We start from the raw sequence: 26,405 nt of genomic DNA, 5'->3' as shown, positions 1-26,405 counted from the left end.
AGTAAGTATTCTCAGCCCCCACTCCATCATGGAAGCCGGATAACAATGAACAACCTGAAAAGCACACTGATGCTCGGTGGCCTGCTCGCTCTATCGTTTGCCGCTCAGGCAGAGCCATCGCACTTGGACAGCGTCATCCAACAGGGCCAACTGCGCGTGTGCACAACAGGCGACTACAAACCCTATACCGTCAAAGCCGAGGACGGCGAATACTCGGGCATCGACATCGCCATGGCTCGTTCGCTGGCCGACAGCCTGGGCGTCAAAGTCGAGTGGGTGCAAACCACCTGGAAAACCCTGATGCCCGACATGCTCGCGGGCAAATGCGACATCGGCGTCGGCGGCATCTCCGTCACGCTGGAGCGCCAGAAAAAAGCCTTCTTCAGCACCACGCTGGACGTCGACGGCAAAATCCCGCTGGTGCGCTGCGAAGATCAGGCGCTGTACCAGACCATCGAGCAAATCAACCAACCTTCGGTTCGCTTGGTCGAACCGGCCGGCGGCACTAACGAAGCCTTTGTTCACGCCTTTCTACCCAAGGCGCAATTGCGCCTTCACGACAACGTGACCATCTTTCAGGAGCTGCTGGACAAGAAGGCTGACGTGATGATCACCGACGCCTCGGAAGCGCTGTATCAGCAGAAACTCAAACCCGGCCTGTGCGCGGTGAACCCGACGCAATTCATGCAGTATGGCGAGAAGGCATACTTGCTGCCCCGGGACGACATCACCTGGAAGTTGTATGTCGATCAGTGGCTGCACCTGGCGAAGGTGACGGGCAACTACCAAAAAGTCCTCGGCCAGTGGATAGCAACGCCCTCCCCCAAATAGCCGCCACACATACAACCCATGTAGCAGCTGGCGAAGCCTGCGTTCGGCTGCGCAGCAGTCGCCAACCCAAAGCACACGGCACATCAGGCGAAACGCAAAACGGCGGAAACACTTCCGCCTTTAATCGTCGTGCAACAACCCCGAACTGTACTCGCCGAAGCTGTTGCCGAGCGCACTGCCATGGGAACTCATCTTATTGGGGTTGTTGGTAGGCCCCGGACCAAAACCGGCAGACGGCAGGGTGGCTTCCGAATATTCGCTATGGGTGCTTGCACCCGAACAGGCGCTCAACAGCAATGCACCGGCGATCAACACGACTTTGAAAAGGTTCGAGATCATTTTTCAGTTCCCTGTGGGTTGGAAGCGCGGTGACCTTAGGGAGTCATCCTATGCCGCGAGACCACCAGGAATTATGAAACTTGGTTGGGCGACAGCGTTGGTTCAGGTGATGCGGTTTCTCGATACAAAAAAGGGCGCTCCCCCAGACAAACTGTCAAAAGAGTAACGTCCTACACGACTCTGGGAATTGTCCGTACACTTGCGCATTGCTGTGCCTTTGTCACGAGGCCTATAGTCCGATCCGCGTCCATATGACGTATCGGGTTTGGCGACTCGATGATAAGGCACAGAAACCTCCGAGCCAGCTCGGAGAGTTTCTAAACGCACTTGGCTACCTTTTTTTTGGTGGCTGTGCGTGGGAGATCTTCGGGTCTGCCGGTTTGTGCCTTGTCCGGTTCGCCAACCCGCGTACAGCTACCACCCTTTGTTTGGCGACAACGAGTGGTAGGTGATCTCACTTCACTTCAAGGCAATCACTCATGAAAGAATATATGGCTTTAACCAGCAACGCCGACGACCTTCCCTCGCTGTATGTAAATACCACCCAACCGCTGCACTCACTGCTTAGCACCGCTCGCTACCGAATTGGCGCGGTAACGCAGATCCTGGAAAACCTCGCGATGCGTGGCGATATCACCACGGACTCGGTGATTCTCAGCGACTTCGCATTGCTTTGCTGCATACCCTTGCGCGATGGCTGTGATGTGCTGGATGTCGTTGCGCGACGTATGGATGCTGAACCGTCCTGATGTCACAACGGGGCGCCCTGCTCGGACGCCCCTTCGGTCTCATGGAACCTGGCAGTAAAAGAAACCCCCATACCGCCTTTTGCGGTTTGCCCATACCATCGATCACATCAGCTGATCACATCAGCTGATCACATCCTTCGGAGGCTCCGATGGCCACCACTAAAAAAACCGACAAGCCACGCAGAAAGGTCATCCATAGAGAACTGACGTTCCTGGATGTTCGAGAAGCAGCGTGTGATGGGCAGAAAGTGTTCAATACGTTTGTGACCACTGGCAAGCTTCCTAGTACAAAGTAGCTCTCAGTGCTGGTTACGAAAAACACATCCACCGTTCTATTTACTCGTAGCGATCCAGTCGATTTCTCTCATGCTTTTGCTCAGATGTACTGAACAATCGCAGAAAAGCTCGTCTGAGCCCTGCAACCCCAATCCTGATAAACTCCCCACCTCCCAGCCCCACCCATCTCAGAACCGCCAATGCCCCCAATCACCGCCGCACCCGCCCCGCTCTCCCGCCGCTTCTCCGTCGCCCCGATGATGGATTGGACAGATCGCCATTGCCGTTTCTTCCTGCGCCTGCTCTCCAAGCACGCGCTCCTCTACACAGAAATGGTCACCACCGGCGCGCTGCTCAACGGCGATCACGACCGTTTCCTGCGTCACAACGAGGCCGAACACCCGCTCGCCCTGCAGCTCGGCGGCAGTGTCCCGCTGGACCTGGCGATGTGTGCACGCATGGCTCAGGACCACGGTTACGACGAGGTGAATCTGAATGTCGGCTGCCCGAGTGATCGGGTGCAGAACAATATGATCGGTGCGTGCCTGATGGGGCATCCGCAGTTGGTGGCTGATTGTGTGAAGGCGATGCGCGATGCGGTGTCGATTCCGGTGACGGTGAAGCATCGGATCGGGATTAATGGGCGGGACAGTTACGAGGAGTTGTGTGATTTCGTCGGCACGGTTCGGGATGCCGGGTGCACGAGTTTTACGGTGCATGCGCGGATTGCGATTCTGGAGGGGTTGTCGCCGAAGGAGAACCGTGACATTCCGCCCCTGCGCTATGACGTGGCGGCGCGGTTGAAGACGGATTTTCCGGAGCTGGAGATTATTCTCAACGGCGGGATCAAGACGCTGGAAGCCTGTCACGAGCATTTGCAGACGTTCGACGGTGTGATGCTGGGGCGAGAGGCGTATCACAATCCTTATGTGATGGCTGAGGTGGATCAGCAACTGTTCGGCAGCACTTCGCCGGTGATCAGCCGGGCCGAGGCGCTGGCGCAGTTGCGGCCTTATATAGCTGCGCACATCGATGCGGGCGGCTCGATGCACCACATCACTCGGCATGTGCTGGGGCTCGGTACCGGATTTCCGGGGGCGCGCAAGTTTCGGCAGTTGTTGTCGGTGGATATTCATAAGGCTAAAGAGCCTTTGGTGTTGCTGGATCAGGCAGCGGAGTTGTTGGAGGGGCGTTGATCAGTTGCGTTGGTCAACTCCTCCAGCCCGTGTTTGTTGTGCCGGGATAATGCGTCTTTACCGAAGCGGCTGGTCTGTTCCAGGATCAGCTTCGTTTTCACCGCCCATCGTTCCCTGTTCCGTTGAGCATTGATTTCCAAAAATCCTTACCTTAATGTAAGGAAAATCTGACTTGACGGAGTATCCACCATGGCAACCGCCACACTGACCTCGAAAGGACAAATCACAATTCCGGCACAGGTTCGGGCTTCTCTTGGCCTCGACACGGGGGATCGCATTGAATTTGTAGCCATAGGCGATGGTAAATTCGCCATTATGGCCGCGACTCATTCGGCTCGCGACCTCAAAGGACTCATACGCAAGCCCGCTAAAGCTGTAAGCATCGAGGACATGAACCAGGCCATCGCGGTACAAGGATCCAAAACCATATGATAGGTCTGGATACCAACGTACTGGTCAGGTATGTCGCTCAGGATGATCCAAAGCAGTCAGCTAAAGCCTCCGAACTGATTGAGTCGCTGACAATAGCTTCTCCTGGGTTCATCACGATGGTTTCGATAGTCGAGTTGGTCTGGGTACTTCAATCCTGCTACGAGAGCGCAAAAAGCGAGATCATTACTGTCCTCGAAACGCTTTTGCGGACTCGTGAATTGACGGTGGAAAACTCCGAAATTGTTTGGCAGGCGCTGCGTAGATACTCACAGGCCAACGCCGACTTCGCAGATTGCTTGATTGAGCGCAGCGCCAACGCGGCAGGCTGCGAGTACATCGTCACCTTCGACAGCAAGGCCGCCAAGACGGCAGGCATGCGTCGCTTGGCGTGACTTGGCACGCTCAGATCAACCGCTTTGCATTCGTAGCGCGACACGCCCAGGAGAGAAATGGAATACCACCGAGCTCGCCTTCAGTATCAATTCAATAAACTCCAACCTATCCGCGATGGCATCTTTCCGGCCTACGGTGGGAACATCGAGTTTGAGTTATTTAGCTTCTTTGAGGTCTGTTATCACCTCAAAGACTGGGTGAAACACTCCCCTAGCTACGCCTCGTTCAGCAACGTGGAAGACTACATAAGCCAAAGCCCTGCACTGAGAATATGCGCCGACGTCTGTAACAAGCTTAAGCACCGGAAGCTTGATAGGAAGTTGCGAAGCGGGTCAGAGCCTGGAGTCTTCATGATCACATCTACGATGACTGTCGGTCCAATTGGGACTACCTCGATCGTGAGCATCGACGAGGCAAGAATTGAGACTGAACGTGGCGATGAATGCTGTTTTGAGCTCGCTCAGGAATGCATGGAGGCGTGGAAGACGTATTTCATCTTGAACAATGTCACGTAGCCTCAGCTCCATCGGCATTAAGCCGCGTTAGCCGTCAGACCGGTTGAACCTGTGGTCTGATTTGGCATCGTATTTATCGACACCGCGCCCCGCCATTCAAACAGCCGTTTTCCAGATGTTGCCGCAGGGGCCATCGATACGTACACGCACCCTTGAGTGGCTGACAGCGCTCGGGTAATGTCATTAGACCCATAGGACAGAGCACGCCCATGACTTCCAAGCTGGAACAACTCAAACAAATGACCACCGTGGTTGCCGACACTGGCGACTTCGAAGCTATCGCTCGCGTTAAACCCGTGGACGCTACCACCAACCCTTCCCTGCTGCTCAAAGCGGCGGCCATTCCCGGTTATGCCGAGTTGCTGAACGCTTGCGTTCACGACTGCAAGGGCGATGTTGGCCTGGCCAGCGACCGTTTTGGCGTTGCGGTAGGGCAAGAAATTCTGAAGGTCATCCCTGGCCGTATTTCCACCGAAGTGGATGCGCGCCTGTCGTTCGACACTGACGCCGTATTGAAGCGTGCGCACCGTCTGATCGACCTGTACGACAAGGCCGGCATTGGCCGTGACCGCGTGCTGATCAAGATCGCATCCACCTGGGAAGGCATCCGTGCCGCCGAGACGCTGGAAAAGGAAGGCATCCAGACCAACCTGACCTTGCTGTTCTCGTTCGCTCAGGCGGCGGCGTGTGCTGATGCAGGGGTGTTCCTGATTTCGCCGTTCGTGGGCCGTATCTACGACTGGTACAAAAAGGCCAACGGCAACGACTACACCGGCGCGGATGATCCGGGCGTGCAGTCGGTGACGCGTATCTACAATTACTTCAAGGCCAATGACTACAAGACTGTGGTCATGGGCGCGAGCTTCCGTAACCTGAATCAGATCGAGCAACTGGCCGGTTGCGACCGTCTGACCATCAGCCCGGATCTGATTGATAAGCTGGCGGCGGACACCGGCAAGCTGGAACGCAAATTGGCACCGGGTCATGCCGGTGAAGCGCGTTTGAGCCTGAATGAAGCGCAGTTCCGTTGGTTGTCCAACGAGGACGCGATGGCGACCGAGAAACTGGCTGAGGGTATTCGTCAGTTTGCTCGCGACCAGGAAAAACTCGAAGCATTGTTGCAAGCCAAGCTCTGATCCAACAAGAGCAAACGCAAAAAGGGCAAACCCTCATAGGTTTGCCCTTTTTTGTGTGCGGTCGCTTATGGAATCAGTGACGCTCGAGGGCGTTCACCAAGTCATGGAATGCTTCACGATTGGAGTCGTTCAAGCCCATGAGGATCTTGTGCGCCTCGAGCACTTTGATCCGCACCACTTCTTCGGACTGATCCTGGTCTGGCAGGTCGGTCAGGCATTCCGGGCACGGGATCGGGCGGTCAACGATGTTGAACACTTGCTCGAAGCCCATGGACTGCAGCAGACGGGTGATGTCTTCGTGGGTTGTGACGACAGTCGGCAGCAAGCCGACCTTTTGCCGAGACAGGATCGACAACTTGGCCAGCAGGCCCAACGTGGTGCTGTCGATGCTGCGGGTTTCGGTCAGGTCGATCACGATCGCATTGAAGTTCAACGCCGTGAAGATCCGCTCAATAGTCGCATCCAACGCCGAACATAGGGTCAGGCGAACTTCACCGACGAACTTCAGGACGAAGGTGCCATCCTGCTCGGCGAACTGGATTCTACCGGTACTCATTGAAGATTCCTGCTCAACACCAACAGGGCGATATCATCCGGCATCTCCCCTAGCGTGGCCAATCCAAAAACCTGCCGCAGACCATCCAGGCTGCCGCCCGCTGCCTTGACCCGTTGGGGCAAAGCCGCTTCTTTTTCTTTGAGTGTAGGTTCTGGCAAAAGGTCCAGGATGCCATCAGACATCAGCGTCAGGCTGAATGTCGGCGGCAGCTCCAGTACGTGGTCTTCGTAGGTGGCTTCATTGAAGAGGCCCACCGGCAGACCACGCCCTTCCAGATAACGAACACTGTCTGGCGTGTACAACACAGGCAACGGCAAATGACCACCGATGCTATAGGTCAACAAACCTGTCTCCTCGTCGATGACTCCACCGACCATTGTGACGTGTTTACCCAGCTTACAACTGATCAGGCCTCGGTTGATATGACCAAGGACCTCTGAAGGCTTGAATTCCGGCAATGTGCCGCTGCGCTTGGATTCGAACAGCAAGCGCGTGGTCATGAACTTCAGCAGCACGGTAACGAAGGCTGAAGAGGCGCCATGCCCGGAAACGTCCGCCAGGTAGAAGGCTACCCGACGCTCGTCGACCCGAAAGTAGTCAACGAAATCACCCGACAGGTACAGCGACGGGATGATCTGGTGAGCAAACTGGAACTCGTCGATGGTCCAGGGACTGACCGGCAGCATGTTCATCTGCACCTGGCGACCGGCGTTCTGGTCTTCCTGGAGCAGGTTCAGGCTGGCGGCGAGCTCGCGGTTGGCCTTTTCCAGCTTCTCGCGATAGCGCTGGTTTTCCAGCAGCAGGCGCGCACGATCCAGAGCCCGGCGCACAGAGTGCTCGAGCACGGCAAGATCTTCGAGAGGCTTGATCAGGTAGTCCGCCGCGCCCAGGCGCAAGGCCTCGACCGCGTCGTTCATCACGCCGGCACCCGAAACCACGATCACCGGGGTTTGTGGCGACAGCTCGGTGACCTGGCGAATGAGTTCGAGCCCGCCCATCTGCGGCATGCGCAGATCGCAGATGACCAAGTCGGGCTTGTCTTGCTCGAATACCTGAAGTCCCTGCTGGCCGTTGCTGGCCTGCAGGACACTGAAACCACTGTCTTCCAAGTAGGCCGCGAGGCTCGCGCGCACTACTTCGTCATCATCGATTATCAGCAGCGTGGCACTGGTTTTTGGCATGTGGGCAAACGGCGCCAGAATTAGGTTGGCGTAGCAGGCAGGGCTTTATCCCGGCTCACACTACTGGATTCGCTTTCTAGCCTCTCTGCTGCACTGTTTTCGAGCGTTTGCCCTACACACAGCTCCACCAGAGGTGCCCTTCTAAGGCGCAGACGGTACTCCCATCCGCGGGGCGTTTCAAGCTCACGCCGATGGTCGCTTGACGACTTTCCATTTCAAATCACCGGGAGTTATAAGAACCGTCAAAACCGTAACGTAATGGAAGGTTCGAGCCCCTGATTCAAACCGGTCCCGGAGGCCCAACGAAAGAAGGCGGCCAACGGGCCGCCTTTTTTCGTTTTTACCGGTCGAGATCAAAAATCGTCTTCGACCTGGCCGTCTTTGACTTTGAATTCGCGGTTCTGCAAGTACGCATTACGGATGAAGGTGTACTTGTCGCCACTGATCAGCTTCTCGGCCGACAGCAGGCTGGCACGCGTATCGACAATGTTCAGGCCGAAGATCGAGTTACGCACGGGCACGTCGTGGATGTACGGGTACGGGCCGGTGTAGCCGTCGACATACTTGGACGGCGCGTCACGTAGCGTGCTTGGCCCCATCAACGGCAACATCACGTACGGGCCGCTACCCACACCCCAGTAGCCGAGTGTCTGGCCGAAGTCTTCGTCACTGCGTTGCAGGCCCATTTTGGTGCCCACGTCGATGAAGCCCAGCAGGCCGAAGGTGGTGTTGAAGATCAAGCGTGCGGTATCGACGCCAGCGGCGGCCGGCTTGGCCTGCAAGATGTTGTTGGCAAGGTTGGTGACATCACCGACGTTGCGGAACATGTTGTGAATGCCGTCTTCAAGAAACTGCGGCGTCACGAACTGATAGCCTTGCGCCAAAGGCTTCAGTGCATAGGTATCGACTACGTCGTTGAACCTGTAGATCGGACGGTTGATGCTTTCCCAAGGGTCGTCTTCCGAGGCTGCCTGGGCAACGAACGGAACCAGCAATACGCTGGCAAACACACAAAGCTGAGCTAGATGATTGCTCCAGCGCATAGAAAAACTCCTTGGATTGTACTGGCGCGGGCGCTTGGCCCAAGCGTAAAGCTGGCTAGTATAAGACGGAAAAGCCGCTTAAGGCAGCACCGCGCGAAGCAGCCTACGGATCATTCGCGATGATTGTGAGCGATTCACCTCAGTGTCACTCAACTGTCACCGTCGCCCCCTAGCCTTGAGGCTATTTCAGGGACGTTAATATGCCGCACGCCGAAACATTACCCCACGTTGCGCCCAGCCTGACCGCCGTACTGTTCGGCCTCAGTGGTTGCCTGGTGGATTTCGGCGCCCGCACGCGCACGCACGGCAGCCACTCTGCCGTGCACGCCGAGACGACGCCCGGTGCGCTGGATAGCCTGCGCAGCTTGCAGCATCAGCAGATTCCCTGTGTCTGGCTCGATGAGCTCCCCCCTGCCCTCAGCCATTCCCTGGCCGCCGCATTGCCTTCATGGATCAAACCCTCGCAATACCCCGAAACAAACAATCCATGGCCGGCACCGCACGCCTGCTGGCAAGCCTTGATGACGCTGAATGTCGAACGACTGGAGGGTTGCGTGCTGGTCAGCGGCGAACCGCGATTGCTGCAAGCGGGGCTCAATGCCGGATTGTGGACGATTGGGCTGGCGTCCTGCGGCTCACTCTGCGGCCTGGCACCCAACGACTGGCAGGCGCTGACTCAACAGGAGCGGGAATTCAAACGCGGCAAGGCAACGGTGCAACTGTTCGGCCTGGGTGTGCATTCGGTGATCGATCACCTCGGTGAACTTGACACCTGCCTGGCAGATATCAGCCTGCGTCGGCTCAAGGGCGAAAAGCCCTGATGGAGATCATGCAGGTTGCGCGCGAGTGGATTAATCTAAAGGTCAAGCCATAGACCTTTGGCGTGCTGCTGCGGTCTATGCCAGTGCCTATCGATAAAAGGAAGAACGCCATGCCTGCCCGCGAACTGCAACAACAGCTCAATACTCTGCGCGAGCAATTGGAACAGAATCCACCGCTGACCGAAGCCGAGCGCGAAGATCTGCACGCGCTGATGGCACAAATCGAACTTGAGCTTGAACTTGAAACCAAAACCCAGGACACCAACCTCGCCGACAATGTGAACCTGGCCGTCGAGCGCTTCGAAATAGATCACCCGACCCTGGCCGGCACTTTGCGCAACATCGTGCAAGCCCTGGGCAACATGGGGATCTGAACCCACCGAATACGCAAAAGCCCCGCTATCACTAGCGGGGCTTTTTCATATCCGGGATGTGCAATCCCACATTGGTTCTTTACTGGCGGACCAGACGATGGTTCGGCAACTGCACTTCTTCAGTGCTGCGATACGGGTTGATGTCCAACCCACCGCGCCGTACATACCGCGCATACACCGTCAATTTCTCCGGTTTCAGCAACCGTTGCAGGTCGAGGAAAATCCGCTCCACGCACTGTTCGTGGAAGTCGGAGTGCTGACGGAAACTCACGATGTACTCCAGCAAACTCGCGTGATCCAGCGCCGCGCCACGGTATTCCACCGCCACGCTGCCCCAGTCCGGCTGGCTGGTGACCGGGCAGTTGGATTTGAGCAAATGACTGTGCACGCTCTCCTCCACTGTGCGCGATTCATCACAACGCAATAGCTCAGGACGCGGACGCTCGTAGTTGCTGACGCTAATGTCCAAGTCATCAATACACACGCCCGGCAATGCCACGACGCCTTCCGCTTCTACGTCGCGCAGGCTGCGAATGCGCACGCCGACCGGTTTACCGGCAGCGGCCGACAGGTCTTTCGCCAACGTCGATTCGAGGCTTGCGGCGTCGGCAAACGGTGTCTGGTTCAGGGAGTTGAGGTACAGCTTGAACGACTTCGACTCGATGATATTCGGTGAATCCGCCGGGATGCTGAATTCACCAATGGCCACCACTGGCTTGCCCGACGGCAATAGCCACGACAGTTCGAAGCAGTTCCAGAAATCCACGCCTTTGTAGGGCAGGGTTTCAGCCGTCAGGCCCAGTTCGGCCCATTTCGCGGTGCGCGGGATCGGGAACAGCAACGACGGCGTGTAGGTGGCGATGTATTCGCTGGATTTGCCCAGCGGCGAGTGTTCGGCTGCGGGATGCATGGCGGAAACCTGACTGAAGAATCAGCGGATTCTACCAGCCTTTGCTCCCGCCTTTGAGTGCTTACTGACTGACAGTCAACTTGCCGACCATCCCGGACTGGTAATGACCGGGGATGTTGCAGGCAAATTCCAGGTTGGTGGCCTTGCGGAAGATCCAGGTCAGCTCGGCGGTTTTACCCGGCTCCACGAGCACGCTGTTAGGGTCGTCGTGCTTCATTCCATGATCCAGACCGGGCATTGAGCCGTGGTCCATATCCTCCATGCCTGTAGGCGTGAGCATGCCGCTTTGCTGCATCTTCATCATTTCCTGCTGATGCCTGGCATGCATCGCTGCGTCACCAAGGTTGAATTCGTGCAACAACTGGCCTTTATTCACCAACACAAACCGAACCGTCTCACCGGCCTTGATATCAATCGCCTTGGGGGTAAACGACATGTCGCCCATGACAACTTCAACGCTACGAGTCGCCTTGGCCGCCGGGGCCGATTGACCGAAATCGTAGGCCGGCGCCGGGGAAGCCCACGCCGGCGAGCTCAACGCCAGCAAACACGCGGCCCGCACCAGTGATTTGCGCAAAAACATAGTCGTACTCCAACAAGGTAAGGTTCAGCCTGTGGAAAACTCTAAACTGCTGCGCCTGCCCGCTACCTGACAGCCAGATTACAAGTTTGTAAGGTTGGCCTGTACTAACGCCGCCCACGGTATAAAGCGTTCGTTCCATTCATCCCGAGTTGCCCATGAAACTACTGATCGTCGAAGACCAACCGAAAACTGGCCACTACCTGCGCCAGGGCCTGACCGAGGCCGGCTTCAACACTGAGTTGGTGGCGGACGGCTGCACCGGCCAGCAATTGGCGCTGACCGGCGATTACGCCCTGTTGATTCTCGATGTGATGCTGCCCGGCCGCGATGGCTGGCAGATTCTGCAAGCGGTGCGCGGTGCCGGCCTCGACACACCGGTATTGTTTCTTACAGCGCGAGACGCGGTGGAGGACAGGGTTCACGGCCTCGAACTGGGCGCCGACGATTACCTGGTCAAACCTTTCGCCTTCTCCGAACTGTTGGCCCGGGTCCGCAGCCTGCTACGACGCGGTAGCGCCACTCCTCAGGAAACCAGCCTGCAACTGGCGGACTTGCGCCTTGATCTGATCCGCCGCCGGGTCGAGCGCAGCGGTCAGCGCATCGACCTGACGGCCAAGGAATTTGCCCTGCTGGAAATGCTCCTGCGCAGGCAAGGCGAAGTCCTTCCCAAGTCGCTGATTGCATCCCAGGTCTGGGACATGAATTTCGACAGTGACACCAATGTCATCGAAGTGGCGATCCGTCGTTTGCGCCTGAAGATCGACGATGAATTCCCCAACAAGTTGATCCACACCGTGCGCGGCATGGGTTATGTCCTTGAAGAGCGCCCCGCCTGATGCGTCGACTCTCGTTAAGCAGTCGCCTGGCGCTACTGTTTGCGGCGTGCACCGCCGTCGTTTCATTGTTCGCCGGAGTGTTGTTCAACCGGGCCAGTGAAGCGCATTTCGTTGAACTCGATCAGCAGTTGCTGGACGGTAAGTTGATTGGCTTGCGCCGGGCACTTAATGACATTCAGTCGAGTGAAAGCGAAGTCAAACTGGCCGATGAATTGAGCCGACAGGCTGATCTGTCGCTGCGAATCACCGGCAGCGACGGCAAGCGTTGGTATGACAGTTCGACTCGTCTGCCCCAGACATTGCCTACCCAGGCGGGCTTGTCCACGGTGAGCAACGACGGTACAGACTACCGCGTCCTCAACGCTCCGTTGTATCTCGACAAACCCGACTCGCCGCAGCTGACCTTGCTGCTGGACATCACCCATCACCAGCACTTTCTGCAACGCATGCAGCACCTGATCTGGCTGACAGTCGGTTTGTCAGCACTGGCCACTGCCCTGCTTGGTGCCTGGGCGGCGCGCAGCGGGTTGTATCCGTTACGGCATATGAGCGCGGTCGCCCGGGGCGTTTCGGCGCAATCGCTCAATGCACGCCTGCCCGAAGAAAACATGCCACCAGAGCTCGCGGAAATGGCCCACAACTTCAACGCCATGCTCGGACGCCTTGACGACTCTTTTCAACGGCTCTCGGCCTTCTCCGCTGACATCGCCCACGAATTACGCACGCCGTTGTCGAACCTGCTGACCCACACCCAGGTCACCCTCACCCGCCCACGTCCCATCGAGGATTATCGCGAAGCACTGCACAGCAACCTCGAAGAACTGCAATGGATGGCGCAACTGGTTAACGACATGTTGTACCTGGCCAAGGCTGACCACGGGTTGTTGACGCCCAAGCGCGAACCGCTGGAGCTGGCGGAAGAAGCGGATTTATTGCTGGAGTTTTTTGCGCCGCTGGCGGAGGACGCGCAGGTGACATTAAGTCGTGAAGGCAGTGCGCTCATGCAGGGCGATCGCAGTATGTTGCGGCGGGCGCTTTCCAATTTGCTGGACAATGCGTTGCGGTTTACGCCTGCCCAGGGCGAGGTTCGGGTGCGGATCGTCGAGCAAGCCAAAGGGTTGAGGCTGACTGTTGAGAACAGTGGAGACGGAATTGACGGGGCGTTGCTGCCGCGTTTATTTGATCGCTTCTACCGGGCTGATCCGGCGCGCCAGGAAGGCAGTAGTGAACATGCGGGATTGGGGTTGGCGATTACTCAGTCCATCATCCGTGCCCATGGCGGGCAGATTCGTTGCGAGTCGGATAACGGGTGGACCAGGTTTGTGATTGAGTTACCAAAGGGAGATTGAGACCAGCAGAGCTGACCTCATCGCGGGCAAGCCCGCTCCCACAGGGTTCGGAGTCGTTCACAAATGTGTGATTCAACTCGATCAACTGTGGGAGCGAGCTTGCTCCGGGCGGCGTTCCGACGATAGCGGTGTAACGGCTTACGAATACCGCAACGCGTGAGCCGGCTCGATCTTCGCTGCACGCCATGCCGGGTAAACGGTGGCGAGGAAGCTCAGAATGAAACCCGCGGAGCAGATCAACAACACATCCCCACCCTGCAATTCAGACGGCAAGTTACTGACGAAGTACACGTCAGAACTGAAGATGTGCTGCCCACTGACCCGCTCCATCCAGCCCACCAGCTCACTGACATTCAGCGCCGCAATCACGCCAAGCACGCCACCGATCAAAGTGCCGACAATCCCGATCACCGTGCCCTGAACCATGAAGATCGCCATGATTTGTCCCGGCGTGGCACCAATGGTGCGCAGGATCGCGATGTCCGCGCCCTTGTCGTTCACCACCATGATCAGGGTTGCGATGATGTTGAACGCCGCCACCGCGACGATCATCAGCAACAACAGGCCGATCATGGTTTTTTCCATTTTCATCGCGCTGAACAGACTGCCCTGAGTGTGGGTCCAGTCGTCAGCCTTGTAAGCGGTGCCCAGCCCGCCCGCAATATCGTTGGAAACCTTCGGCGCCGCGTACAAATCCTTCACCGCCAGGCGCACGCTCTGCACCTGATTCGGCGCCCAGTGCTGCATCTGCGCGGCATCGGCCACGTGGATCAGCGCCATCGAACCGTCCAGCTCGGCGCCGACCTTGAACACGCCGACCACGTTCAAGCGCTGCATGCGCGGGGTGATGCCGCCCGGTGCGTTGCTGACTTCCGGCACGATCAGGGTGATCTTGTCGCCGACGTTCAAGCGGAAGCGGCGCGCCGTGATCTCGCCGATCACTACGCCGAACTCACCCGGTTTCAAGGCATCGAGACGGCCCTGAACAATGTGCTGGGCGACGATCGAAACTTTGCCTTCCAGCGCCGGATCAACGCCGCTGACCTGGATCGGCTGCATCGTCCCCTTGTAGGACAGCATGCCTTCCATCTCGGTGAACGGCACGGCGGCCGTCACCTCAGGATTCTTCATGGCCGCAGCAGCGACGGGCTGCCAATCATCGATCGGATTGACGCCGACGATCGTCGCGTGAGGCACCATGCCGAGGATGCGCGAGCTCATTTCGCGCTGGAAGCCGTTCATCACCGACAGCACCACGATCATCGCCAGCACGCCCAGGGCGAGGCCGATCATCGAGGTCATCGAGATGAAGGAAACAAAGCGATTGCGGCGCTTGGCGCGGGTATAGCGCGTGCCGATAAAGATCGATAACGGTCTGAACATTCGCTGGGGCACCGTATAAAAATAAAAGACCCGACGCACTTTTCAGTTGCGCCGGGTTTCGGCCAATCAGATGGGCGTCAGGCAACCTTCCTGCAAATGCAGGACGCGATCCATCTGGCGAGCCAGGTTCATGTCGTGAGTCACCACCAGAAACGCCGTGCGCATCGAGGTGCTGAGTTCCAGCATCAAATCCTGAATGCCCTGGGCGGTGTGGGAGTCGAGGTTGCCGGTCGGCTCGTCGAGCATCACCAGGCCTGGCTTGTTCACCAGGGCGCGGGCGATGGCCACACGCTGACGTTCACCACCGGACAGTTCCGAAGGCTTGTGTTCCAGACGATGCCCCAGCCCTACCCGCTCCAGCAATGCCGTCGCACGCTGACGCGCCTCCGGGATCGCGGTCTTGCCGATCAGCAGTGGCATGCAGACGTTTTCCAGTGCGGTGAACTCGGGCAGCAAGTGGTGGAACTGGTAAACGAAACCCAGCGACCGATTGCGCAGCAAACCGCGAGCCTTTTCGTTCAGCGCCGACAACTCTTCGCCGGCCAGCCAGACGCTGCCCTTGGTCGGCGTATCGAGGCCGCCCAGCAGGTTGAGCAAGGTACTTTTGCCCGAACCCGAGGTGCCGACAATCGCCACGCGCTCACCCGGATGCAGTTCCAGTTGCAGACCCGCCAGAACTTCTACCGATTCCGGGCCTTCCTCGTAGGATTTGCCCAGGTTGCGGCAGCTCAAGATTGCTTTATCACTCATGCCCGACTCACTCATAACGTAGCGCCTCCGCAGGCTGGGTGCGCGCGGCACGCCAGGCTGGATACAGGGTGGCGAGGAAACTCAGGACCAACGCGGCGGCGCAGACCATCAACACATCCTGGCTCTGCACTTGCGACGGCAGGTAATCGATGAAGTACACGTCGGCGTTGAGGAACTTGTGCCCGATCAGGCCTTCGAGGGCCGAAATTGCGGCGCTGACGTTCAGCGCGGCGAAAATCCCGACCACGGCGCCGATCAGCGTACCGATCACACCAATGACCGTGCCCTGGACCATGAAGATCGCCATGATCTGCCCCGGCGTGGAGCCAAGGGTGCGCAGAATCGCGATGTCGCCCTTCTTGTCGTTCACCACCATCACCAGTGTGGAAATAATGTTGAACGCAGCGACGGCGACGATCAGCAGCAACAGCAAACCGATCATGGCTTTCTCCATGCGGATCGCTTGATACAGATTGCCGTGGGTGCGCGTCCAGTCGCGGGCATAGAAATGGTCTTCGCCAAGCTGCTGTGCGATGGTCCACGCGACACGTGGCGCCTGGAACAGGTCGTCGAACTTCAGGCGAATGCCCTGGACCTGATCCGGTTTCCAGCGATGCAGTTTGGCCAGATCCTGAAGATTGGTGATGCCCAGGTAGCCATCCAGCTCGCCGGCGCCGACATGGAAGATGCCGACCACCGTGAAGCGTTTCATACGCGGGAACATCCCGGCCGGGGTCACGGTGACTTCCGGCGCCACAAACGTCAGTTTGTCGCCGATCGCCGCGCCAAGCTTGGCCGCCGCCTTGTCGCCGATGACGATGCCGAAACTGCCCGGCGCCAGGTCGTCGAGTTTGCCCTGCTGCATGAAGTTATCAATGATCGAGACCTGCCGTTCCAGCGCAGGGTCGATGGCATTGAGCAGGACTTTGGAGACCTTGCCGTTGTTGGTCAGCAAACCCTGCATCTGGGTAAACGGCGCCACGGCCGTCACCTGCGGGTTCTGCTTGACCTTGGCGGCCAGGCTTTTCCAGTCGCTGATCGGTTCACCGGACTCGATGGTCGCGTGGGGCACCATGCCCAGCACGCGGGTGCGCATCTCATGATCGAAGCCGTTCATGACCGAAAGTACAACGATCATCACGACCACACCAAGGGCGAGCCCGATCATCGAAGTCAGGGAAATGAACGACACAAAATGATTGCGACGCTTTGCACGGGTATAACGCGTGCCAATAAATACGAAGAGAGGTCTGAACATGTCGGGGCTTGTTCGGAGGGAAAAGGAACGTCCTTGTGGCGGGGGTCGATAACCAGCTTTACACTCAGACCACCGCCGCTACCATGGGTTCGCCATGTCGACATTAGATGAAGAAGATCGCCGCGAATACTACCGTATCGAGGACACGATCGCACTGGAAATTCGGCCCCTGTCCGCTCCCGAAGCCGCAGGCCAGGAAGTGTTGCAGGATGCTTCTCCTCTGTTCAATTTGCTCAGCGAACTGCACCTGAGCGAATTCGAGTCACAGCACTTGTTGCGCCAGATCAATGAGCGCGACCGGAACCTCGCGGCGTTCCTGAAATCCCAGAATAAACGCATCGATTTACTGAGCCAGGTGATCGCAATCACCGTGCTCGGGCAAATCGGCGAGCCGCAGCCGGTGATCATTTCCGAGGGCGGGATCGAGTTTCAGCATCCGACGCCCATTGCCGAGGGTGCACACCTGTCGGTCAAACTGGTGCTGATGCCGCAATCCCTCGGTCTGTTACTGCGGGCCCGGGTCACCCATTGCGATCGCAAAGGCGACGGCTACGACGTCGGTACCGAGTTCGAGTACCCCTCCGATGCCCAGCGCCAATTGCTGGCCCGCTACATTTTGCAGAAGCAGGCCCAGGAACGACGTCTGGCCCGCGAACAAAACGAATCAGGCATTTAATTTAAGGAAGAACCGTGACTCTCATCTACGGCCATCGCGGCGCCAAGGGCGAAGCACCGGAAAACACGCTGACCAGCTTTCAGCAATGTCTCAAGCACGGCGTACGCCGCTGCGAACTGGACCTGCACCTGTCCATGGACGGCGAGTTGATGGTCATCCATGACCCGACACTCAAGCGCACCACCGACCGACGCGGCAAAGTCGTCGAGCACACGGCGGCCAATCTGGTGACCTACGACGCGCGCATTGGCGGCCCGGGCTGGATCAAGCCCTGCCCGATTCCCACACTGGAAGAACTGTTCGAGAAATGCGATTTCGAGCACTGGCAACTGGAAGTCAAAAGCGCCTCACGCACCCGCGCCGCGACGACGGTGTTGGCGATTCGCGAGTTGGCTCAGCGTTTCGGCTTGCTCGACAAGGTCACGATCACCTCGAGTTCACGCGAAGTGTTGAAAGCCGCGCTGGACCTGGTGCCGGATGTGTCCCGCGGATTGGTGGCCGAGTACGCCTGGCTCGACCCGTTGAAGGTCGCGCAAAGCTATGGCTGTGAGATTCTGGCGCTGAACTGGACCCTGTGTACGCCGGAACGCCTGCAGAAGGCGCAGCGTCAGGGGCTGCATGTGTCGGTATGGACAGTCAACGAGCCCGCGCTAATGCGCAGACTCGCCGACTTCGGCGTTGACAGCCTGATTACAGACTTTCCCGGTTTGGCCAGCGCCACGCTCGAGAATTGCTGAAATCGGTCTCCCCGGCCGGCTCAGGCCACCGGCCGGAGCCACTCAAAAAAGCCGGTTGAGGCCATCGTACGCCGCTACCCGATAGGCTTCGGCCATGGTCGGGTAGTTGAACGTCGTGTTGACGAAGTACTTCAGCGTGTTCAGTTCGCCCGGCTGGTTCATGATCGCCTGACCAATGTGAACGATCTCCGACGCTTGGTAACCGAAGCAGTGAACGCCCAGCACTTCCAGGGTTTCGCGGTGGAACAGAATCTTCAGCATGCCCTGAGGCTCGCCGGCGATCTGTGCACGCGCCATGCCCTTGAAGAACGCCTTGCCCACTTCGTACGGCACTTTGGCCTGAGTCAACTCCTGCTCGTTCTTGCCGATCGAGCTGATCTCCGGAATGGTATAGATACCGGTCGGCACGTCGTTGACGAAGCGCCAGCTATGGTTGTCAACGATGCTGCCAGCGGCCGAACGACCCTGGTCGTGAGCGGCACTGGCCAGGCTCGGCCAGCCGATCACGTCACCGGCGCCGTAGATGTTCGGCTTGCAGGTACGGTAGGCCTCGTCCACTTCGATCTGGCCACGGCTGTTGACCTTCACGCCGATGTTTTCCAGACCCAACTGATCGGTGTTGCCGGTACGACCGTTGCACCAGAGCAAGGCGTCGGCCTTGATCTTCTTGCCCGACTTGAGGTGCAGGATCACACCGTTGTCCACGCCTTCGACGCGGTCGTAGTCTTCGTTGTGGCGAACCGTGATGTTGTTGTTGCTGAAGTGGTAGCTCAGGGCCTGGGAAATTTCCGAGTCGAGGAAGCTCAGCAACTGACCGCGGTTGTCCACCAGCTCAACGAGTACACCCAGACCGCTGAAGATCGAGGCGTATTCGCAACCGATTACGCCAGCGCCGTAAACGATGAGTTTGCGCGGGGTGTGGCCGAGGCTGAGGATGGTGTCGCTATCGTAGATACGCGGGTGGTGGAAATCGATGTCCGCCGGGCGATAAGGACGCGAACCGGTGGCGATGATGATGTGCTTGGCCACCAGTTTTTCGACCACGCCGTTGGCGCAGACCACTTCGATGGTTTGCTCGTCGGCGAAGCTGCCGGTGCCGAAGAACACGTCGACGCGGTTACGGGCGTAATAGCCCGTGCGCGATGCGACTTGTTTGGAGATGACTTTTTCGGCGCTTTTCAACACGTCCGGGAACGAGAACCAGCGTGGCTCACCAATGGCCCGAAACATCGGGTTGGTGTTGAACTGCATGATCTGCCGGACCGAGTGACGCAGTGCCTTGGACGGGATGGTACCCAGGTGGGTGCAGTTGCCGCCGACCTGGCGACGGCTATCGACCATCGCCACCTTGCGCCCTGCTTTGGCGGCGTTCATTGCCGCGCCTTCTCCCGCCGGGCCGGAACCCAGCACCACCACGTCGTAGTTGTAGACAGCCATGCGTACTCCTCAGAACAGGCCGCGGCGCCATCGGCACCTGCGGCTAAATCACGCCGATCTGCGGCGTGAAGGAACAATTTGGGGCCAGTGCAGAACCCGGACACAGTCTATATAAGCGTCAACGCCGCGCACATTAACCCTTGGTCGCGTCGTAGGCTACTTTTGCCTGCACTACAACGCCAGTCTTCGATGCGTGCATCGCCGTCATCATTCGGTTTTTGCGCCACTCAAGCGTTCAAAAGCCTGATTGGTTCGTGTGACGAAACCTGTATCGGCACGAATCACAAAGAATGCACCGATGTCGTGTTTTTCTGCGTAGTCCCAACCCCGTTCAGGACCCAGAATCAGCAACAGCGTCGATAAGCCATCGGCCATCAACGCTGAAGGATGAATCACCGTGACTGACGCCAGGGTGTGTAAGACCGGTGCCCCGGTGCGGGCATCGAAGGTGTGGGAATAACGCCGCCCGTCCTGCTCGAAATAATTGCGGTAGTCGCCGGAGGTGGAAACGCCGTAGCCGTCGACATCGATGATGCGCTCGGCCACTTGCTGGTCGTCGCGGGGCTCTTCCAGGGCGATGCGCCACGGTGAGCCGTCGAGTTTTTTACCGGCCGCCTTGAGTTCGCCGGTGGCTTCGGCAAGGTAGTTATGGATGCCCATCCCATCGAGTTTTGCGGCAATCGTATCGACCGCATAACCGGCGGCGATGCTATTGAAGTCGACCTCGACCGCGGCATCCTTGCACAGCTGCTCGCCGTCGATACGCAGGTGCTGGTAACCGACGCGCTGCCGCACTTCGGCCAGCGCTTGGGCCGTGGGGATTTTTTCCTCGCGAGCCTGCGGGCCGAAACCCCAGAGGTTGAGCAGTGGTTCCACCGTAAGGTCGAAGGAACCTTCGCTTTGTTCCGACAGACGCTCACCGATTCGCATCAGTTTGAGGATCGGCGCGGGCATCTTCTGACAGCGGTTGGCGGGCAGATCGTTGAAGCGCTCGATGTCCGAGTCGCTGCGGTAGGTCGACATTTGTTGATCGACCTCAGCGAGGATCTTTTCGACCTGAACACGGACCTCGGCCGGGACTGGAAGACCGGCATGGCGCAGGTACTTGATCGAATACGTGCTGCCCATGGTCGGGCCGCCGAAGCTTTCCATGGAATCGCTGTTGCCGCAGCCTGACAGGGCGCCCATCAGGACCACAAAAACGCACAGCCGCCATTTCAACAATCCTGCATCCCCTGGAGAGTCCCATGACACAACGCCAAGGCTCGCCATTATGCGGTAGAAGTGTGGGAGCGAACACCGCACAAACAAAAACGCCCCGACCAAAGTCGGGGCGTTTTCATGTGCAGCTAACGCTTAGCGCGGGAATGCTGGCGGGTTTACACCGGCCATATCTTCCATCACGCGAACCACCTGGCAGCTGTAACCGAATTCGTTGTCGTACCAAACGTACAGAACAACGCGGTTGTCTTGGCTGATGGTCGCTTCAGCGTCCACAACGCCTGCGTGGCGCGAGCCAACGAAGTCGGTGGAAACCACTTCCTGCGAGTTGACGTAGTCGATTTGCTTGTGCAGATCGGAGTGCAACGCCATGTAGCGCAGGTAATCGTTCATCTCTTCACGGGTGGCGGCTTTCTCAAGGTTCAGGTTGAGAATGGCCATCGACACGTTTGGCGTCGGAACGCGAATCGCGTTACCGGTCAGCTTGCCGGCCAGTTCAGGCAGCGCCTTGGCAGCAGCGGTGGCAGCACCGGTCTCGGTGATAACCATGTTCAACGCGGCGCTACGGCCACGGCGATCGCCTTTATGGAAGTTGTCGATCAGGTTCTGGTCGTTGGTGTACGAGTGAACAGTTTCAACGTGACCATTGATGATGCCGAACTTGTCGTTGACGGCTTTGAGCACCGGCACGATGGCGTTGGTGGTGCACGAAGCAGCAGAAACGATCTTGTCATCAGCGGTGATTTCACCGTGGTTGATGCCGTGAACGATGTTCTTCAGCTTGCCTTTGCCCGGCGCGGTCAGAACAACGCGGTCGATACCCGGGCAAGCCAGGTGTTGACCCAGGCCGTCGGCGTCACGCCATACGCCGGTGTTGTCCACCAGCAGCGCGTCTTTGATGCCGTACTGGGTGTAATCCACTTCAGTCGGGTTTTTCGCGTAGATAACCTGGATCAGGTTGCCGTTGGCGGTGATGGTGTTGTTGGCTTCATCAATAGTGATGGTGCCATCGAACGGACCATGAACCGAGTCACGACGCAGCAGGCTTGCACGCTTGACCAGATCGTTCTCGGCGCCCTTGCGGACAACGATGGCGCGCAGACGCAGGCCGTCGCCACCACCGGTTTTCTCGATCAGGATGCGCGCCAGCAGACGGCCGATACGACCGAAGCCGTACAGGACAACGTCGGTGCCTTTACGAGCGGCAACGTTTTGCTGACCAACGACGTCAGCCAGTTCTTCGCGGACGAACTGCTCGGCAGTGCGACCATTGCCTTCGGCCTTGAACTTGACCGCAAGCTTGCCCAGGTCAACCGAAGCGGCGCCGAGCTTGAGCTCGCTCATCGCTTTGATCAGCGGGAATGTTTCGTGGACGGACAATTCGCTGTCATCGGACTGACGATGACGAGCAAAGCGGTGAGCTTTGAGAATCGCAATGACTGAACGATTGATCAGGCTGCGGCCATAGATCGAGCTCACCACGCTGTTGTTGCGGTAGAGCTGACCGATAAGCGGAATCATCGCTTCTGCGAGTGCTTCACGGTCGATCCATTCACCAAGACACTGGTCGGGCTTCTGAGTCACGGGAACCTTCCACATATGTAGGGGCAGAAAAAAGGGGCTACATTATGCCGCCGAGTGCCTCCCGTAGCAATGCGCGCCTGTCGCGCGGGCCGTAACAAAATCCTCTTCAAAAAAACCACGCAGTGCTGAAGCCCAATAAAACCGGGGCCTCCAACGTAGTCAATTTTTTGGGGACTGCGCTACCTTGTCCGTAACCATCCGTAACACCGGTTCGTTTTGCCACTACATAATCGGTAGTTTTCACAAAAAAACGGCCGGATTTTGTCTTTACCACTACATTTCGCCCAACCCGCGTAATAGACATATCTGCAACTGACAGCCGGCACCTGAGACCGCTACAATTACCGACTTTGTCGCAACGCTTGGAGCTCAACCTTCCGTGCCCGTTCTGCGTCTACCGCTTCTCCCTGCTGCGGCAGGTAAACAGCACTGGGGCAATCTGCCCGGTGCCGCCTTGAGCCTGGCCATCGCCGAGGCCGCCAGCGCTGCCAAGCGCTTTACCCTGCTACTGACCGCCGACAGCCAAAGTGCCGAACGGCTGGAACAGGAGCTGAGTTTCTTCGCCCCGGATTTGCCTGTGCTGCATTTCCCGGACTGGGAAACCCTGCCCTACGATCTGTTTTCGCCACACCAGGACATTATTTCCCAACGAATCTCCGCGCTGTATCGATTGCCGGAGCTGAGCCATGGCGTTTTGGTCGTGCCGATCACCACGGCCCTGCATCGCCTGGCGCCGACCAAATTCCTGCTCGGCAGCAGCCTGGTGCTGGACATCGGCCAGAAGCTCGATGTCGAGCAAATGCGCACCCGGCTTGAGGCCAGCGGCTATCGCTACGTCGATACCGTCTACGAGCACGGCGAATTTACCGTACGCGGCTCGCTGATCGATCTGTTCCCGATGGGCAGTAAATTACCTTTCCGCATCGACCTGTTCGACGACGAAATCGAGACTCTTCGTACATTCGATCCGGAAAACCAGCGCTCCATCGACAAAGTGGAAACGGTTCGCCTCCTGCCAGCGAGAGAGTTTCCGCTACAAAAGGATGCGGTCACCCGCTTCAAGGCGCGTTTCCGTGAGCGTTTCGATGTGGACTTTCGTCGCTGCCCGATCTTTCAGGATTTGAGCAGCGGGATTACACCGGCCGGTATCGAGTACTACCTGCCGCTGTTTTTCGATGAAACCTCCACGCTGTTCGATTACCTGCCTCAGGACACACAAGTGTTTTCCTTGCCGGGCATCGAGCAGGCGGCGGAAAACTTCTGGAACGACGTGCGCAATCGTTATGAAGAGCGCCGCGTCGATCCGGCCCGTCCTTTATTGCCGCCAGCCGAGTTGTTCCTGCCGGTGGAAGATTGCTTCGCTCGCCTGAAGAACTGGCCGCGTGTGGTCGCCAGCCAACAGGATGTGGAAACCGGTATCGGCCGCGAGCGCTTCCCCGCTCGGGAGCTGCCGAACCTGGCCATCGAAGCCAAGGCGACTCAACCGCTGGCGGCGCTGGCGGGTTTCCTCGACGAGTTCCCCGGCCGCGTGCTGTTTACCGCCGAATCCGCGGGCCGTCGTGAAGTCTTGCTGGAGTTGTTGGAACGCCTGAAGCTGCGACCGAAAACCGTCGACAGTTGGCCGGACTTCGTTGCGAGCAAGGAGCGCCTGGCGATCACCATCGCGCCGCTCGACGAAGGTCTGGTGCTCGACGACCCGGCCTTGGCCCTGGTCGCCGAAAGCCCGTTGTTCGGTCAGCGGGTGATGCAGCGCCGTCGCCGCGAGAAACGCGCCGATGCCAACAACGATGCCGTCATCAAAAACCTCACCGAGCTGCGTGAAGGCGCGCCAGTGGTGCACATCGATCACGGCGTTGGGCGTTACCTCGGGCTGACGATCCTGGAAATCGACAATCAGGCCGCCGAATTCCTGACCCTTGAATACGCCGAAAACGCCAAGCTTTACGTGCCGGTGGCCAACCTGCACCTGATCGCCCGTTACACCGGCAGCGACGATGCCCTGGCTCCACTGCACCGTCTCGGCTCCGAAACCTGGCAGAAAGCCAAACGCAAAGCCGCCGAACAAGTGCGTGACGTCGCCGCCGAGCTGCTCGACATCTATGCCCGCCGTGCCGCTCGCGAAGGTTATGCGTTCGCCGACCCGAAAGCCGATTACGCGACCTTCAGCGCCGGTTTCCCGTTCGAAGAAACCCCGGACCAGCAAACCACCATCGAAGCGGTGCGCACCGACATGCTCGCGCCGAAACCGATGGACCGCCTGGTCTGCGGCGACGTCGGTTTCGGCAAGACCGAAGTGGCGATGCGTGCAGCGTTCATCGCGGTACACGGCGGTCGTCAGGTGGCGATTCTGGTGCCGACCACCCTGCTCGCGCAGCAGCACTACAACAGCTTCCGCGATCGCTTCGCCGATTGGCCGGTGAGCGTTGAAGTGATGAGCCGATTCAAGTCGACCAAAGAAATAAATGCTGCGGTCGCGGATCTGGCCGAAGGCAAGATAGACATCGTCATCGGCACCCACAAACTGCTATCCGACGATGTGAAAATCAAAAACCTGGGGCTGGTGATCATCGACGAAGAGCACCGTTTCGGTGTCCGTCAGAAGGAACAGCTCAAGGCGCTGCGCAGTGAAGTCGACATCCTCACCCTGACCGCTACGCCGATTCCCCGCACGCTGAACATGGCGGTGTCGGGCATGCGCGACCTGTCGATCATCGCCACGCCGCCGGCCCGTCGCCTGTCGGTACGGACGTTCGTCATGGAGCAGAACAAGAGCACGGTCAAAGAGGCCTTGCTCCGTGAGCTGTTGCGTGGCGGCCAGGTCTATTACCTGCACAACGACGTGAAGACCATCGAGAAGTGCGCCGCTGACCTCGCCGAACTGGTGCCGGAAGCGCGGATCGGCATCGGCCACGGGCAGATGCGCGAACGCGATCTCGAACAGGTGATGAGCGACTTCTACCACAAGCGCTTCAACGTGCTGATCGCCTCGACCATCATCGAGACCGGCATCGACGTGCCGAGCGCCAACACCATCATCATCGAGCGTGCCGACAAGTTCGGCCTGGCGCAGCTGCACCAATTGCGCGGCCGGGTCGGTCGCAGTCACCACCAGGCTTACGCTTATTTGCTGACGCCGCCGCGTCAGCAGATCACGCCTGACGCCGAAAAACGTCTGGAAGCGATCGCCAATACACAGGACCTTGGCGCGGGCTTCGTGCTCGCCACCAACGACCTGGAAATCCGTGGCGCCGGCGAATTGCTCGGCGACGGGCAGAGCGGGCAAATCCAGGCCGTCGGTTTCACGCTGTACATGGAAATGCTCGAGCGCGCGGTGAAATCGATCCGCAAGGGCGAACAACCCAACCTCGATCAACCGCTGGGTGGCGGCCCGGAAGTCAATCTGCGAGTACCGGCGTTGATTCCCGAGGACTACCTGCCGGACGTACATGCTCGACTGATTCTCTACAAACGCATCGCCTCGGCCACCGATGAGGAAGGCCTCAAGGACCTGCAAGTGGAGATGATCGATCGTTTTGGCCTGTTGCCGGAGCCGACCAAGAACCTGATGCGCATCACCGCGCTGAAATTGCAGGCCGAGCTCCTGGGCATCAAGAAAGTCGACGGCGGCCCGCAAGGGGGTCGAATCGAGTTCGCGACGCAAACCCCGGTTGACCCGCTGACACTGATCAAGCTGATCCAGAGCCAGCCCAAACGTTACAAATTCGAAGGCGCCACGATGTTTAAATTCCAGGTGCCGATGGAGCGCTCGGAAGAGCGCTTTAATACTGTAGAGGCGCTGTTTGAGCACCTCATTCCAAAAACTGCTTGAAGGACGCCGC

The 26,405-nt window shown here is 58.4% G+C and carries 25 protein-coding genes; 13 read left to right on the top strand and 12 right to left on the bottom strand.

What is annotated here, in order from left to right; all coding sequences use genetic code 11:
* The first annotated feature begins 45 nt into the window (after positions 1 to 45).
* Positions 46 to 831, top strand: a complete 786-nt coding sequence (locus ACYZTX_RS11995; RefSeq protein WP_462034217.1) for a transporter substrate-binding domain-containing protein — start codon at positions 46 to 48, stop codon at positions 829 to 831.
* A 120-nt stretch (positions 832 to 951) separates the two neighbouring features.
* On the opposite strand, the gene ACYZTX_RS11990 is transcribed toward ACYZTX_RS11995, so the two are convergent.
* Positions 952 to 1,170 (bottom strand): hypothetical protein, encoded by a 219-nt coding sequence (locus ACYZTX_RS11990; RefSeq protein WP_462034216.1) that lies wholly within the window; start codon positions 1,168 to 1,170, stop codon positions 952 to 954.
* 479 nt (positions 1,171 to 1,649) lie between these two features.
* On the opposite strand from ACYZTX_RS11990, the gene ACYZTX_RS11985 reads away from it, so the two are divergent.
* The 5 genes from ACYZTX_RS11985 (at position 1,650) to tal (ending at position 5,867) form a co-directional block, all read left to right on the top strand.
* Positions 1,650 to 1,919, top strand: coding sequence for a short-chain dehydrogenase (locus tag ACYZTX_RS11985; protein WP_462034215.1), 270 nt, complete (start codon positions 1,650 to 1,652; stop codon positions 1,917 to 1,919).
* A 476-nt stretch (positions 1,920 to 2,395) separates the two neighbouring features.
* Positions 2,396 to 3,391 (top strand): tRNA dihydrouridine(20/20a) synthase DusA, encoded by a 996-nt coding sequence (gene dusA, locus ACYZTX_RS11980; RefSeq protein WP_462034214.1) that lies wholly within the window; start codon positions 2,396 to 2,398, stop codon positions 3,389 to 3,391.
* A gap of 189 nt (positions 3,392 to 3,580) precedes the next feature.
* Complete coding sequence (locus tag ACYZTX_RS11975; protein WP_462034213.1) at positions 3,581 to 3,823, top strand: AbrB/MazE/SpoVT family DNA-binding domain-containing protein; 243 nt, start codon at positions 3,581 to 3,583, stop codon at positions 3,821 to 3,823.
* On the top strand, positions 3,820 to 4,215 hold the full coding sequence (locus ACYZTX_RS11970) for a PIN domain-containing protein (RefSeq protein ID WP_461963288.1): 396 nt from the start codon (positions 3,820 to 3,822) through the stop codon (positions 4,213 to 4,215). Before ACYZTX_RS11975 ends, ACYZTX_RS11970 begins: the two co-directional genes overlap by 4 nt.
* A 725-nt stretch (positions 4,216 to 4,940) precedes the next feature.
* Positions 4,941 to 5,867, top strand: coding sequence for a transaldolase (gene tal / locus ACYZTX_RS11965; RefSeq protein ID WP_462034212.1), 927 nt, complete (start codon positions 4,941 to 4,943; stop codon positions 5,865 to 5,867).
* Positions 5,868 to 5,940: 73 nt separating this feature from the next.
* Here tal and rssC read toward each other — a convergent pair whose 3' ends face one another.
* From rssC to ACYZTX_RS11950, 3 genes are all read right to left on the bottom strand, one after another.
* The gene (gene rssC, locus ACYZTX_RS11960; RefSeq protein WP_007935262.1) at positions 5,941 to 6,423 is read right to left on the bottom strand and encodes an anti-sigma factor antagonist RssC; all 483 of its coding nucleotides are present in this window, start codon (positions 6,421 to 6,423) and stop codon (positions 5,941 to 5,943) included.
* A complete protein-coding gene (gene rssB / locus ACYZTX_RS11955) occupies positions 6,420 to 7,604 on the bottom strand; it encodes a two-component system response regulator RssB (RefSeq protein ID WP_462034211.1) in 1,185 nt (394 codons plus the stop codon). The genes rssC and rssB overlap by 4 nt, the downstream gene beginning before the upstream one ends.
* Positions 7,605 to 7,957: 353 nt before the next feature.
* Entirely contained in the window at positions 7,958 to 8,647 is a 690-nt protein-coding gene (locus tag ACYZTX_RS11950) for an MlaA family lipoprotein (protein ID WP_462034210.1), read from the bottom strand.
* Between the two features lie 200 nt (positions 8,648 to 8,847).
* On the opposite strand from ACYZTX_RS11950, the gene ACYZTX_RS11945 reads away from it, so the two are divergent.
* Both ACYZTX_RS11945 and ACYZTX_RS11940 read left to right on the top strand, forming a co-directional pair.
* A complete protein-coding gene (locus ACYZTX_RS11945; RefSeq protein WP_462034209.1) occupies positions 8,848 to 9,468 on the top strand; it encodes an HAD family phosphatase in 621 nt (206 codons plus the stop codon).
* Between the two features lie 110 nt (positions 9,469 to 9,578).
* Positions 9,579 to 9,842, top strand: a complete 264-nt coding sequence (locus tag ACYZTX_RS11940; RefSeq protein WP_462034208.1) for a DUF4404 family protein — start codon at positions 9,579 to 9,581, stop codon at positions 9,840 to 9,842.
* 79 nt (positions 9,843 to 9,921) lie between these two features.
* Here ACYZTX_RS11940 and queF read toward each other — a convergent pair whose 3' ends face one another.
* Together queF and copI are read right to left on the bottom strand one after the other, a co-directional pair.
* The gene (gene queF, locus ACYZTX_RS11935) at positions 9,922 to 10,752 is read right to left on the bottom strand and encodes an NADPH-dependent 7-cyano-7-deazaguanine reductase QueF (protein ID WP_462034207.1); all 831 of its coding nucleotides are present in this window, start codon (positions 10,750 to 10,752) and stop codon (positions 9,922 to 9,924) included.
* Positions 10,753 to 10,813: 61 nt separating this feature from the next.
* Positions 10,814 to 11,335, bottom strand: coding sequence for a copper-resistant cuproprotein CopI (gene copI, locus ACYZTX_RS11930; RefSeq protein WP_462034206.1), 522 nt, complete (start codon positions 11,333 to 11,335; stop codon positions 10,814 to 10,816).
* 155 nt (positions 11,336 to 11,490) lie between these two features.
* Between copI and ACYZTX_RS11925 the strand changes: the two genes are divergently transcribed.
* The gene (locus ACYZTX_RS11925; protein WP_462034205.1) at positions 11,491 to 12,171 is read left to right on the top strand and encodes a heavy metal response regulator transcription factor; all 681 of its coding nucleotides are present in this window, start codon (positions 11,491 to 11,493) and stop codon (positions 12,169 to 12,171) included.
* The gene (locus tag ACYZTX_RS11920; protein ID WP_462034204.1) at positions 12,171 to 13,520 is read left to right on the top strand and encodes a heavy metal sensor histidine kinase; all 1,350 of its coding nucleotides are present in this window, start codon (positions 12,171 to 12,173) and stop codon (positions 13,518 to 13,520) included. Before ACYZTX_RS11925 ends, ACYZTX_RS11920 begins: the two co-directional genes overlap by 1 nt.
* A 138-nt stretch (positions 13,521 to 13,658) precedes the next feature.
* Here the strand turns inward: ACYZTX_RS11920 and ACYZTX_RS11915 are convergent, their stop codons facing one another.
* The 3 genes from ACYZTX_RS11915 to ACYZTX_RS11905 all read right to left on the bottom strand — a co-directional run bounded on the left by ACYZTX_RS11915 (position 13,659) and on the right by ACYZTX_RS11905 (position 16,911).
* The gene (locus tag ACYZTX_RS11915) at positions 13,659 to 14,903 is read right to left on the bottom strand and encodes a lipoprotein-releasing ABC transporter permease subunit (protein WP_462034203.1); all 1,245 of its coding nucleotides are present in this window, start codon (positions 14,901 to 14,903) and stop codon (positions 13,659 to 13,661) included.
* Between the two features lie 66 nt (positions 14,904 to 14,969).
* Positions 14,970 to 15,653, bottom strand: a complete 684-nt coding sequence (gene lolD, locus ACYZTX_RS11910) for a lipoprotein-releasing ABC transporter ATP-binding protein LolD (protein WP_462022059.1) — start codon at positions 15,651 to 15,653, stop codon at positions 14,970 to 14,972.
* Positions 15,654 to 15,660: 7 nt separating this feature from the next.
* The gene (locus ACYZTX_RS11905; RefSeq protein WP_462034202.1) at positions 15,661 to 16,911 is read right to left on the bottom strand and encodes a lipoprotein-releasing ABC transporter permease subunit; all 1,251 of its coding nucleotides are present in this window, start codon (positions 16,909 to 16,911) and stop codon (positions 15,661 to 15,663) included.
* A 94-nt stretch (positions 16,912 to 17,005) separates the two neighbouring features.
* On the opposite strand from ACYZTX_RS11905, the gene ACYZTX_RS11900 reads away from it, so the two are divergent.
* On the top strand, positions 17,006 to 17,587 hold the full coding sequence (locus tag ACYZTX_RS11900) for a PilZ domain-containing protein (protein WP_462034201.1): 582 nt from the start codon (positions 17,006 to 17,008) through the stop codon (positions 17,585 to 17,587).
* A gap of 14 nt (positions 17,588 to 17,601) precedes the next feature.
* Complete coding sequence (locus ACYZTX_RS11895; RefSeq protein WP_462034200.1) at positions 17,602 to 18,324, top strand: glycerophosphodiester phosphodiesterase; 723 nt, start codon at positions 17,602 to 17,604, stop codon at positions 18,322 to 18,324.
* Between the two features lie 42 nt (positions 18,325 to 18,366).
* On the opposite strand, the gene sthA is transcribed toward ACYZTX_RS11895, so the two are convergent.
* The 3 genes from sthA to ACYZTX_RS11880 form a co-directional block, all read right to left on the bottom strand.
* Positions 18,367 to 19,761 carry a Si-specific NAD(P)(+) transhydrogenase gene (sthA, locus tag ACYZTX_RS11890; protein WP_129442932.1) on the bottom strand — a complete coding sequence of 465 codons (1,395 nt, stop codon included), beginning with the start codon at positions 19,759 to 19,761 and terminating at the stop codon, positions 18,367 to 18,369.
* Between the two features lie 207 nt (positions 19,762 to 19,968).
* Positions 19,969 to 20,949 (bottom strand): FAD:protein FMN transferase, encoded by a 981-nt coding sequence (locus ACYZTX_RS11885; RefSeq protein WP_462034199.1) that lies wholly within the window; start codon positions 20,947 to 20,949, stop codon positions 19,969 to 19,971.
* A 168-nt stretch (positions 20,950 to 21,117) separates the two neighbouring features.
* A complete protein-coding gene (locus ACYZTX_RS11880) occupies positions 21,118 to 22,581 on the bottom strand; it encodes a glyceraldehyde-3-phosphate dehydrogenase (RefSeq protein WP_462034198.1) in 1,464 nt (487 codons plus the stop codon).
* A 364-nt stretch (positions 22,582 to 22,945) separates the two neighbouring features.
* Here ACYZTX_RS11880 and mfd point away from each other — a divergent pair, with 364 nt between their 5' ends.
* A complete protein-coding gene (gene mfd, locus ACYZTX_RS11875) occupies positions 22,946 to 26,395 on the top strand; it encodes a transcription-repair coupling factor (protein WP_462034197.1) in 3,450 nt (1,149 codons plus the stop codon).
* Positions 26,396 to 26,405 lie beyond the last annotated feature (10 nt).

The sequence above is a fragment of the Pseudomonas sp. MDT1-17 genome, from assembly GCF_054898105.1.
The sequence above is the reverse complement of the archived record's forward strand: the minus strand, read 5'-3'. Positions and strand labels throughout refer to the sequence as shown.

Excerpts from the sequence above, each read along its gene's own strand:
- ACYZTX_RS11995 (WP_462034217.1), top strand. The coding sequence starts at position 46 with ATGAACAACCTGAAAAGCACACTGATGCTCGGTGGCCTGCTCGCTCTA.
- ACYZTX_RS11990 (WP_462034216.1), bottom strand. The coding sequence starts at position 1,170 with ATGATCTCGAACCTTTTCAAAGTCGTGTTGATCGCCGGTGCATTGCTG.
- ACYZTX_RS11985 (WP_462034215.1), top strand. The coding sequence starts at position 1,650 with ATGAAAGAATATATGGCTTTAACCAGCAACGCCGACGACCTTCCCTCG.
- dusA (WP_462034214.1), top strand. The coding sequence starts at position 2,396 with ATGCCCCCAATCACCGCCGCACCCGCCCCGCTCTCCCGCCGCTTCTCC.
- ACYZTX_RS11975 (WP_462034213.1), top strand. The coding sequence starts at position 3,581 with ATGGCAACCGCCACACTGACCTCGAAAGGACAAATCACAATTCCGGCA.
- ACYZTX_RS11970 (WP_461963288.1), top strand. The coding sequence starts at position 3,820 with ATGATAGGTCTGGATACCAACGTACTGGTCAGGTATGTCGCTCAGGAT.
- tal (WP_462034212.1), top strand. The coding sequence starts at position 4,941 with ATGACTTCCAAGCTGGAACAACTCAAACAAATGACCACCGTGGTTGCC.
- rssC (WP_007935262.1), bottom strand. The coding sequence starts at position 6,423 with ATGAGTACCGGTAGAATCCAGTTCGCCGAGCAGGATGGCACCTTCGTC.
- rssB (WP_462034211.1), bottom strand. The coding sequence starts at position 7,604 with ATGCCAAAAACCAGTGCCACGCTGCTGATAATCGATGATGACGAAGTA.
- ACYZTX_RS11950 (WP_462034210.1), bottom strand. The coding sequence starts at position 8,647 with ATGCGCTGGAGCAATCATCTAGCTCAGCTTTGTGTGTTTGCCAGCGTA.
- ACYZTX_RS11945 (WP_462034209.1), top strand. The coding sequence starts at position 8,848 with ATGCCGCACGCCGAAACATTACCCCACGTTGCGCCCAGCCTGACCGCC.
- ACYZTX_RS11940 (WP_462034208.1), top strand. The coding sequence starts at position 9,579 with ATGCCTGCCCGCGAACTGCAACAACAGCTCAATACTCTGCGCGAGCAA.
- queF (WP_462034207.1), bottom strand. The coding sequence starts at position 10,752 with ATGCATCCCGCAGCCGAACACTCGCCGCTGGGCAAATCCAGCGAATAC.
- copI (WP_462034206.1), bottom strand. The coding sequence starts at position 11,335 with ATGTTTTTGCGCAAATCACTGGTGCGGGCCGCGTGTTTGCTGGCGTTG.
- ACYZTX_RS11925 (WP_462034205.1), top strand. The coding sequence starts at position 11,491 with ATGAAACTACTGATCGTCGAAGACCAACCGAAAACTGGCCACTACCTG.
- ACYZTX_RS11920 (WP_462034204.1), top strand. The coding sequence starts at position 12,171 with ATGCGTCGACTCTCGTTAAGCAGTCGCCTGGCGCTACTGTTTGCGGCG.
- ACYZTX_RS11915 (WP_462034203.1), bottom strand. The coding sequence starts at position 14,903 with ATGTTCAGACCGTTATCGATCTTTATCGGCACGCGCTATACCCGCGCC.
- lolD (WP_462022059.1), bottom strand. The coding sequence starts at position 15,653 with ATGAGTGATAAAGCAATCTTGAGCTGCCGCAACCTGGGCAAATCCTAC.
- ACYZTX_RS11905 (WP_462034202.1), bottom strand. The coding sequence starts at position 16,911 with ATGTTCAGACCTCTCTTCGTATTTATTGGCACGCGTTATACCCGTGCA.
- ACYZTX_RS11900 (WP_462034201.1), top strand. The coding sequence starts at position 17,006 with ATGTCGACATTAGATGAAGAAGATCGCCGCGAATACTACCGTATCGAG.
- sthA (WP_129442932.1), bottom strand. The coding sequence starts at position 19,761 with ATGGCTGTCTACAACTACGACGTGGTGGTGCTGGGTTCCGGCCCGGCG.
- ACYZTX_RS11885 (WP_462034199.1), bottom strand. The coding sequence starts at position 20,949 with ATGGGCGCCCTGTCAGGCTGCGGCAACAGCGATTCCATGGAAAGCTTC.
- ACYZTX_RS11880 (WP_462034198.1), bottom strand. The coding sequence starts at position 22,581 with ATGTGGAAGGTTCCCGTGACTCAGAAGCCCGACCAGTGTCTTGGTGAA.